Source organism: uncultured Gimesia sp. (assembly GCF_937910335.1).
GTDB lineage: Bacteria > Planctomycetota > Planctomycetia > Planctomycetales > Planctomycetaceae > Gimesia.
Genome location: NZ_CALEMX010000197.1, coordinates 1 through 8948, shown reverse-complemented (window position 1 = coordinate 8948; position 8948 = coordinate 1). Strand labels below are relative to the sequence as shown.

The 8948-nt window shown below is 46.5% G+C and carries 10 protein-coding genes; 6 read left to right on the top strand and 4 right to left on the bottom strand.

Features of this window, described 5'->3' with window-relative positions; translation table 11 throughout:
- Together Q0668_RS07400 and Q0668_RS07395 are read right to left on the bottom strand one after the other, a co-directional pair.
- On the bottom strand, nt 1–276 hold a 276-nt coding region (locus Q0668_RS07400), incomplete at its 3' end, for a DUF1559 domain-containing protein (RefSeq protein ID WP_298862111.1).
- Between the two features lie 160 nt (nt 277–436).
- Nucleotides 437–628 (bottom strand): hypothetical protein, encoded by a 192-nt coding sequence (locus Q0668_RS07395; RefSeq protein WP_298862108.1) that lies wholly within the window; start codon nt 626–628, stop codon nt 437–439.
- Between the two features lie 174 nt (nt 629–802).
- Here Q0668_RS07395 and Q0668_RS07390 point away from each other — a divergent pair, with 174 nt between their 5' ends.
- The 6 genes from Q0668_RS07390 to Q0668_RS07365 all read left to right on the top strand — a co-directional run bounded on the left by Q0668_RS07390 (nt 803) and on the right by Q0668_RS07365 (nt 7865).
- A complete protein-coding gene (locus tag Q0668_RS07390) occupies nt 803–1627 on the top strand; it encodes a Nif3-like dinuclear metal center hexameric protein (RefSeq protein ID WP_298862105.1) in 825 nt (274 codons plus the stop codon).
- A 210-nt stretch (nt 1628–1837) separates the two neighbouring features.
- On the top strand, nt 1838–3319 hold the full coding sequence (lysS, locus tag Q0668_RS07385; RefSeq protein ID WP_298862102.1) for a lysine--tRNA ligase: 1482 nt from the start codon (nt 1838–1840) through the stop codon (nt 3317–3319).
- A gap of 67 nt (nt 3320–3386) precedes the next feature.
- Nucleotides 3387–4988: an FtsX-like permease family protein gene (locus tag Q0668_RS07380; protein WP_298862099.1), complete on the top strand. Its 1602-nt coding sequence runs from the start codon at nt 3387–3389 to the stop codon at nt 4986–4988.
- Nucleotides 4989–5068: 80 nt separating this feature from the next.
- Entirely contained in the window at nt 5069–5815 is a 747-nt protein-coding gene (locus Q0668_RS07375) for an ABC transporter ATP-binding protein (RefSeq protein WP_298862096.1), read from the top strand.
- A 187-nt stretch (nt 5816–6002) separates the two neighbouring features.
- On the top strand, nt 6003–6860 hold the full coding sequence (gene ilvE, locus Q0668_RS07370) for a branched-chain-amino-acid transaminase (protein WP_298862093.1): 858 nt from the start codon (nt 6003–6005) through the stop codon (nt 6858–6860).
- Nucleotides 6861–7112: 252 nt separating this feature from the next.
- Nucleotides 7113–7865, top strand: a complete 753-nt coding sequence (locus Q0668_RS07365) for a YHS domain-containing protein (RefSeq protein ID WP_298862091.1) — start codon at nt 7113–7115, stop codon at nt 7863–7865.
- Between the two features lie 46 nt (nt 7866–7911).
- On the opposite strand, the gene Q0668_RS07360 is transcribed toward Q0668_RS07365, so the two are convergent.
- A complete protein-coding gene (locus Q0668_RS07360; protein ID WP_298862088.1) occupies nt 7912–8319 on the bottom strand; it encodes a hypothetical protein in 408 nt (135 codons plus the stop codon).
- Between the two features lie 231 nt (nt 8320–8550).
- Nucleotides 8551–8745, bottom strand: a complete 195-nt coding sequence (locus Q0668_RS07355) for a hypothetical protein (RefSeq protein ID WP_298862085.1) — start codon at nt 8743–8745, stop codon at nt 8551–8553.
- Nucleotides 8746–8948 lie beyond the last annotated feature (203 nt).

Here is an 8948-nt window from a genome sequence, read left to right as displayed (position 1 = left end):
GGGAAGAATTTCTTCCACATAACCGGGAGGAAAAGTACGAAATGTTTCATGGTAGTTGTGCATCGCGAGGCCGATTTGTTTTAAATTATTTTTACAAGTGCTCCTCCGGGCGGCTTCGCGTGCCTGCTGAACAGCGGGTAACAGTAATGCGACTAGAATAGCAATGATGGCAATCACTACCAGGAGTTCAATCAGAGTAAAACCGGTTCTCCGAATTTGCTTTGAAGATTGAGGTGTCGTTTTGTGAACCACAGAACTTGAATTGAGAAAGCACATTCTTCAGGCATTTCATTGAATAGAGAGAATGATTGAGATATTCAAACGATCTTCAATATTCTAACGAAGTCATACCGGGAATGTCTTGTCAGAGAGCGATCTCTGTGGCGGGGAAACGCAATTTTTAAAAAAGAAGCAGACGAGATTCTGAATTTCGAGGCTATTCTGATCCCGCATCGGCTTGATTTTGCTTTTCGATGATCTCACGTTCTTTCTTCAGGCACATTGTGATGAATGTTCCTGAAATGATCGCTTGTGCTGCCAGATAAACCAGAATTTGAGGTCCGTTCACAACAATGCAGGAACCGAAGGCAACCACAAATAAAGCAATCAATCGTGTTTTCAGACTCATGGTCTTAACCTTGTATTATTTCGAAGAAATGAATCGTATGTTCTTTGGTTAAACGAAGTATAGTGCTGTATGATACATTGATCAATTCAGATTTGTAACTCAAAGCGATGAACTTAATCGATTTTTCCAGAGAGCAGAAATCGATGCTTCCCAGGAGACGTGGGGTACGAATTCATGATCAGCGTAGCAGAAATTCAGGATTACCTGGTAAACCTTGCCCCTCCCGATTTGGCTGAGAGTTGGGATAATGTGGGATTGTTGACCGGAGACCCTACCTGGAAAGTGGATCAGGTTCTTACTTGCTTAACACTGACTCCGGATGTGGCCGCGGAAGCGATTTCAGCGGGGGTGAACCTGATTATCAGCCATCATCCGATCCTGTTTCGACCTGTGCAACAGATAACTTCGGCGTCGGTCGAGGGCAAAATGTTATTGGACCTTATTCAGGCAAAAGTCTCTGTCTATTGCCCTCACACCTCTTATGACAGTGCCGATCGCGGTATTAACTGGCAATTGGCGAATTTACTCGGGCTCGAAGAAATTGGTGTTCTCAGGCCCGTTTCGGCTCAGGGAGAGCAGGCAGTTGGTCCTGACAGGGGGGCAGGTCGATTTGGGACACTTCCTGCAGAATTCACGCTTGCACAACTCAACCAGTTGATAAAGCAGGCACTTAAAATTACAGCATTACAATTTGTGGGTGAGCCAGATTTTCGTATTCGCCGGCTCGGTATCGCCTGTGGAGCGGCAGCTGAATTTTTGGATGATGCTCACCGCCATGGATGTCAGGCGCTTTTGACTGGTGAGGCCAGGTTTCATGCCTGTCTAGAAGCCCGCGCACTGGGTATGGGTTTGATCCTGCCCGGTCATTACGCCACCGAACGACCGGCAATTGAGCAGATGGCACAATTGTTATACCAGCAGTTTCCCACCTTGAAAATATGGGCCAGCCAGAACGAAACAGACCCCCTGAAATGGGATTGTCAGGATGATTCAATTTGACTTGAAAAACAGAAACCTGAGATCTCAAACCAATTTAGATGTCTCTATGTATATTTCCGATGGGTTGCCATTGACCCCACCGGCAGATTTCGCCATTATCCCCCCTCTCTCAGTGGTTTAAATTCTCTTGTTTGACACACTTTTTGAATAGTTTCAAAATTCATGTGTCAGATTCTGTAAAACATATTCGAATAGACTTACTAAATTTCAATGTCCAAAGTGAAACCCAACCGTTTCGAAGCAGAACGGATTAAAAAGTTAGAGAAAATCCAATCCATGGGACTCGATCCCTGGGGACAGCGATTTGATGGCCATATTCCAATGGCGGAAGCGCGATTACAGGCGCCGGAAGCATCAGGCGTGGATGGCGAACAGGTTCGCATCGCTGGTCGGATTATGCTGCGTCGCAAAGCGGGAAAACTCCGTTTTTATGATATCAAAGACTGGACGGGCAGAATTCAATTGCTCTTCTCTCGAGGCGACTTAAGCGAAGAGCAATGGGAGCTCATGGGCACCTTGGACCTGGGTGATCTGATTGGAATCGATGGCTGTCTACGCCGTACGGAGACGGGTGAGATTTCAGTCTTTGTGAAAAAATTAACGGTGCTCTGCAAATCACTGGCGCAGCCTCCGGAAAAACACCATAGTGTCAAAGATGTAGAACTACTGCTTAGACAGCGTTCACTCGATTTAATTTATACCGAAGGCGTTCTGGAAAAGATGCTTTCACGGAGTCAAATTATTGACTCAGTGCGCCAGACACTTCGTAATCACAAATTTGCAGAAGTGGAAACTCCTGTGCTGCACTCGGTTGCCGGTGGCGCCGCAGCCCGACCATTTATCACACATCATAATACACTGGAAATTCAACTTTACATGCGGATTGCCCTGGAGCTGCATCTCAAGCGGTTGATGGTTGGCGGAATCGAGCGTGTTTATGAAATCGGGCGCGTCTTCCGGAACGAAGGGATCGACGCTACTCATAATCCTGAATTTACGATGATCGAAATCTATCAGGCGTATGGCGATTATGAAACCATGATGGATTTGACAGAAGCCATCATCACTGATGCCGTCAAAGCAATCAGCGATACAATGCAACTTCCCTGGGGAGAAGATCAAACGATTGACTTCAGTAGTCCATGGGAACGCAAAAAGTATTTCGATCTGGTCAGAGAGCATGCCGGCTGTGAACCGACTGACCCGGCTGCAGTCGCTGAAATAGCAAAGCAACATGGCATCGAGACGGAAAATGTTCATCCGGATATTGTTTTGAATGAGGTATTTGAAGCCACTTGTGAGAAACATTTAATCGGCCCGGTGTTCGTGATTGATTATCCGGCATCAATTTGCCCGTTGACCAAGCGAAAGCAGGATGATCCCAATATAGCAGAACGGTTCGAATTATTTGTGCAGGGGATGGAACTGGCAAATGCTTACACGGAATTGAATGATCCTCTGCTGCAGGAAGAGTTGTTTCGCACTCAGTTAACGGGGCAATCAGAAGAAGACTCGATGGCGACAATGGATACAGATTTTATCAAAGCGTTAAAAGTGGGCATGCCTCCGGCTGGAGGATTGGGAATCGGTATTGATCGTCTCGTGATGTTATTGACCAACAGTCATAGCATTCGCGACGTGATCTATTTCCCACTGCTCAGGCCTGAAGGACAACCGAAGACAACCAAGTAAACCAAGGACGTGTCCGACAAGAATCATGATGCTTGTCGGCAGAATAATCAGCCAAAGGATTGGCAGTATGTACAAATCACTACTTTGCCTGCGATACTTGAGAACGCGATATATCGCGCTGGCCAGTATCATTAGTATGACTCTCGGTGTGGCGACGATGATTGTCGTCAACAGCGTGATGGATGGTTTCAGCACTGATATGCGGGATCGCCTGCGGGGCATTCTGGCAGATGTCATTGTGGAAACGAATTCACTCGACGGAGAACCCAATACCCAGGACCTTAAAGATCGCATCCAGCGCGCTGTAGGTAATGACATAGAGGGTATGACGGCGACGGTGGAAATCTATGCCATGCTCAGTGTGCAATATGGCTCACAGTGGCAAAGCAAGCCGGTGACCTTGATCGGTATCGATCCTGCTACCAAAGCAACGGTCGGCCCGCTCTCTAAATATCTGGTGAATACCAGTGAAGCAAGCATACCCGATTGGGAATTGTCGCCGACAGCAATGGCCTATCGTAAAGAATGGACGACTCGCGCGCAATGGATGGTCGATCGTTGGAATCACAATCCACCGCCGATGGAAGAAGAAGTAACGCTAGTTGAGAAGCCTGATTCGGCTGAACCACTGGCCCCCCCTAAGTTCGATTCCGAGCCTGCATCTGAGTCTCCCTTCGATTCAAAGCCACTGGTAGCAGAAGATACAGAGTCACTCAGTAATCCTTTTGATAAAGAGTTAAAAGCATCGGTATTTGATAAATTTGACAAAGCGGAGAAGCGTGATCCTGGCAGCCCGTTAAAGGGCCGGGTTTACATCGGTTACGGGTTAGTCAGTTTTCCATATGAAGATCCGGATACCGGCGAAACAAAAATGTTTCAAATCGTCAAGCCGGGTGATGATGTGAAAATCAGTACTGTCACAGCCGGTCGTCCTCCAGAGCCAGTTCATTTTAATGCCACGGTCATCGACTTATTCAAAAGTGAAATGAGCGAGCATGACAGCAGTCTGGTCTTCTGTAATCTGGAATATCTGCAGGAAATGCGGAACATGATTGACCCGGAAAGTGACGAAAGATCAATCACCTCGATTCAGATCAAGCTGAAAAATCCGGAAGATGCAGCCATGGTGGTGAGCAAGCTCGAAGAAGCGTTGCCCGCCGGCCAGCGGTTCCGTGTCCGTACCTGGGAAGACAAACAGGGACCACTGTTGGCGGCGGTTGAAGTGGAATCTGCCATCTTGAATGTGCTGTTGTTTCTGATCATTGCCGTGGCCGGCTTCGGTATCCTGGCGATCTTTTTTATGATCACCCTCGAAAAAACGCGCGATATTGGCATCCTTAAAGCATTGGGTGCCAGCTCCAACGGTATCATGTCTATCTTTCTGTCTTATGGCCTCGCATTAGGACTGGTGGGAAGTGGAGTGGGAGTGATCGTTGGACTGTTGTTCGTGAAATATATCAACCAGATCGAAAAATTCATCACCTTTATTACAGGGCGCAAAGTCTTTGATCAGCGTATTTATTACTTCCCGGAAATTGCCACTCATGTGGAACCGATGATGGTCTTCTGGGTGGCATTTGGCGCCATGGTCATTGCTGTATTGGCCAGTATATTACCCGCGCGAAAAGCAGCACGATTTCACCCTGTAGAATCATTGCGGTATGAGTAAGGGTCTCTCATGAGACCCCTGTTCTAAAAAGGAAACGTTACAGCAATCATCGTTATTCCGTTTTTGTCGAGCACGAATTCATGACTGAGACCATTTCCATGCCTCAACCACAACTAGCGGCGATCGCCGTCGAAAAGGCTTACCGAAAAGATAAGCACAAAATCCCGGTCCTGCACGGGATCGACGTTGAAGTCAATAAGGGAGAGTTCCTGTCGATTGTCGGTCAATCGGGTTCGGGAAAGAGTACATTGATGCATTTGTTCGGTTTATTGGACACTCCCGATGTCGGAGAGATATATCTGGAAGGTCAGCAGATCGATGATTTGCCCGAGCATGCTCGCGATCAAATTCGCAATCATGTCTTCGGATTTATCTTCCAATTCTATCATTTACTGCCCGAATTAAATTTGCTGGAAAATGTGCTCTCGCCGCTGATGATCCGCTACTCTACATGGGAATACTGGAAGAAAAGAAAACAGTTTAAGCAGGATGCACTGGAGATCATTGAGAAAGTCGGCTTGTCCCATCGGATTAAGCATCGCCCTTCGGAATTATCCGGGGGAGAAATGCAACGGGCCGCTATTGCCCGGGCGTTAATCGCCAAGCCGCAAATCCTGTTAGCTGACGAACCTACCGGAAATCTGGATAGTAGTACCGGTAAAGAAATTATGGACCTGCTGACCAACTTGAATGAGCAGGAGCAGCTGACTATCATCATGGTAACGCACGATAATTTGATTGCAGCGCAGGCACATCGAACGGTTCGTCTGCGGGAAGGTCAGATCGAGGTACTGGGCAAATCTAAAATCGCGTCGGTTCCCGCTTAGTCACTAACGGTCAAGACCTATCCCTTCTCGTGAACCCTTGTCGCTTGCCTTGTGTCAATGGCGTGAGCCACTGCATGTGATTCTTCAGTCTGAAATGGATTTCAACAATTTCATAACAGGATTGAAATACCACCTAAAAACCAGCCAGCCGTGTCTTGGCCTAAATTGAGAATGGTACCAGATTGTAATGTCGCTCCTAGTTTATATTGACGGAAAACTACTCCCCAAAGAAGATGCAAAAATCAGCGTGTTCGATCATGGTCTATTATATGGAGATGGCGTTTTTGAAGGCATCCGGGTCTATAAGAGTAAAGTGTTCCTGATGCAGGATCATATCGACCGCTTGTATGAGAGTGCTTTGGCCATTCGTCTGGAAATTCCACTTTCGAAACCCGAGATGATCAAAGCTGTGAACGAAACAGTTGCAGCTAATCACATTGAAAATGGATATGTTCGACTGGTGATTACTCGCGGCGCTGGTTCATTAGGTCTGGATATCCGCCGGACCAGTAATCCTCAAGTCATCATCATTGCCGATAGTATTTCGTTGTACGATCCGCAACTTTACGTCGATGGTCTGAAAATCATCACCGCTGCGACAATTCGAAATCATCCGGCTGCATTGTCGGCACGAGTGAAATCATTAAATTATCTGAATAATATTCTGGCAAAGATCGAAGGCACGGATGCGGGCTGTATTGAGGCCTTGATGTTGAACCATAAAGGTGAAGTCGCGGAATGCACGGGCGATAATATCTTCATCATCAAACAGGGAATCGTCAAAACACCTCCCGTTGATGCTGGCATTCTGGAAGGCATTACCAGAAATACTGTGATCAAACTGGCAGAACAATCCGGTATCACTGTGGAGCAGCTGCCTTTCACGCGTCACGATATTTTTGTAGCCGATGAATGTTTCCTGACGGGATCAGCGGCCGAGGTGATTCCGGTTGTCGAGTTGGATGGTCGCATGATTGGTGATGGAAAACCGGGCCCCGTTACTAGAGATTTGAACGAAAAGTTTAAAGAGCTTACCCAGGCATAATGCCTGAGTCTGATTGATCTTCCAAAGTTAGGGAAACCCGAAGTTCATTGCTGGAGTATTATGAGACATCAGGTGAGATGGTATCCGATATCACTTTATGCTCTGAGTTGAATGCAAGTTGAACTTTCGTTGCATCAGGTTTTTTGTGTGTTAGGATAAGAAAATACCAATTGGTGCGATCGGTTTGCTCTATTTCGGTGTTTATTCATTCTGTAGAACCCTCAATTGCCTGGCCAGTCTGGAATCCATCAGATGCGAATCTCAAATCAATCAGTTGTATGTCTCTTATGTCTCTGTTTGCTGCTGTTCATCTCTGCCGGGGCACAGGGTGAACCAGTTGCTTCAACAAAAGAGGACAGGGCTGCGGTCAAAGAGGCATTAGCTGAGTTTAACTCGTTGATTGGTGGTTGGCGCGGCGTGGGGATGATTAAACGAAATTCCCGACGGGGAGCCTGGTCGGAAAAAGCAGAGTGGGTTTGGAAATTCAGTCCTGACTCTACCAGTATCGCTTATCAGATTAAGGATGGAAAGTTTCTCAAATCAGCGATGCTCTCTTATGATCCCCAGAAGAAGACTTATTTGTTGTCGGCTGTGATGCCCGATGGTAAAAAAAGAGATTATACAGGTCAGTTAAGCAAAGATACGTTAATCTTAGATTCACCACCTGGTAAGGATGGCACCGTATATCGCATTTCTATTCGTCGTCTTAATGAAAAACGAACTCTGGTACTCTTTGAGCAACGTAATCAGGGACAGTCTTTTTATTACCGTCTGGCTGAGGTAGGTTACACCAGAGCGGGGACGAGACTGGCCGAGTCGGGAAGTGGAGGTCCTGAATGCATTGTGACGGGAGGCACCGGTACGATCCAGGTCAGTTATCAGGGCAAAAAATATTATGTCTGCTGCAGTGGATGCAAACAGGCATTTGAAGATGATCCTGAAACGTTTATCGCCGAAGCAAAACAAAAAGCGGATGCACGTCGCAAACAGAAATCCAGTCCGTAAGTTGACTGGATCCCAAATCGCGTAATATCAGCCCTCCGAAAGTTCGTTAAAAGTCTTCGAGGGATGAGCCCAGGTCATTCGCGGTCGCTGCGTTTGCTGGCTCTTCCAGGATCACTTCAGATTTTGAAAGATCCGTGCGGGGCAGAGGGATGCGCTCTCCTGGCTCCGATTTTTTCGACATGGGGTTCAGCCATTTGGGCAATCGGGAAAAACGTGACGGTTCTTCTGATTTTGTCTGCAGGATTGCCGGTTCCAGTTCAACGGGTTGCTGCTGAGAAACATTGTGGAGCGAGACGGGGTTCTCTTTTTTTGTATAAAATTCAAGTCCAAAAAAAGGAGAGCGTCCGTTGCTGTCCATGCGGAACATTTTATTGGCCAATCCCTGGCATCCCGATTGTGTGCCAATCAGAAGTGTACTAATGCAGAGAATGCAGATTAATCGCAGCCCGTTCATTTGTAGACTTATTCCATCCTTGTGCAAGTCAACTTATATCCTGATTTTGTTTCCACATCTTTGTGGAAATGAGTTCCATTTCACCAATTCTTGCAGTGAAAAACTTATCAGGATCTTAACATAAAAAAACATCGGTAAACTCAGCTTAATAGATTGCTCAATTTCAGCAGATCGTAGCACCTCTTTGAAATTATTTGGCTTGAGGTCGTTTACCTCCAATAGTTTACTAATCTACTCATCAGCATTTTTTTCTGATACTTGTGTTTCGATCTCTTCTTCTGCTTCGACCGGAGGTTCACTCTGTTTGGGGAGATCTCGAAAACCGAGCGTATTTGAAATGGGTCCGTCTCCTCCCATCTGGCAGCCCGTTCCAGGTAGAACGCATAAAACGAAACTAAAGATTGCAAGGTGTAATGGTTTACCCATTGGGATTCCTTTCCCGGTAATTTCTGAACAACACCCCCCTAATTTGAGGTGCGTTTCATAACAGGATTTCTCTTGTATGTGAAGAGCGTTTTCTGGCTCTGATTCCCGAAAAACTGTTCTCTGGCATGCATTCGAGTGGTCCCTCAGGTTTCCCGTTGATTTTTCTCAACGTGTTGTTTTGAGACATCTCTGTGCTAACTGTA

Bases quoted from the DNA above. Each gene is read 5' to 3' on its own strand.
- Q0668_RS07395 (WP_298862108.1), bottom strand. From the start codon at position 628: ATGAGTCTGAAAACACGATTGATTGCTTTATTTGTGGTTGCCTTCGGT.
- Q0668_RS07390 (WP_298862105.1), top strand. From the start codon at position 803: ATGATCAGCGTAGCAGAAATTCAGGATTACCTGGTAAACCTTGCCCCT.
- lysS (WP_298862102.1), top strand. From the start codon at position 1,838: ATGTCCAAAGTGAAACCCAACCGTTTCGAAGCAGAACGGATTAAAAAG.
- Q0668_RS07380 (WP_298862099.1), top strand. From the start codon at position 3,387: ATGTACAAATCACTACTTTGCCTGCGATACTTGAGAACGCGATATATC.
- Q0668_RS07375 (WP_298862096.1), top strand. From the start codon at position 5,069: ATGACTGAGACCATTTCCATGCCTCAACCACAACTAGCGGCGATCGCC.
- ilvE (WP_298862093.1), top strand. From the start codon at position 6,003: ATGTCGCTCCTAGTTTATATTGACGGAAAACTACTCCCCAAAGAAGAT.
- Q0668_RS07365 (WP_298862091.1), top strand. From the start codon at position 7,113: ATGCGAATCTCAAATCAATCAGTTGTATGTCTCTTATGTCTCTGTTTG.
- Q0668_RS07360 (WP_298862088.1), bottom strand. From the start codon at position 8,319: ATGAACGGGCTGCGATTAATCTGCATTCTCTGCATTAGTACACTTCTG.
- Q0668_RS07355 (WP_298862085.1), bottom strand. From the start codon at position 8,745: ATGGGTAAACCATTACACCTTGCAATCTTTAGTTTCGTTTTATGCGTT.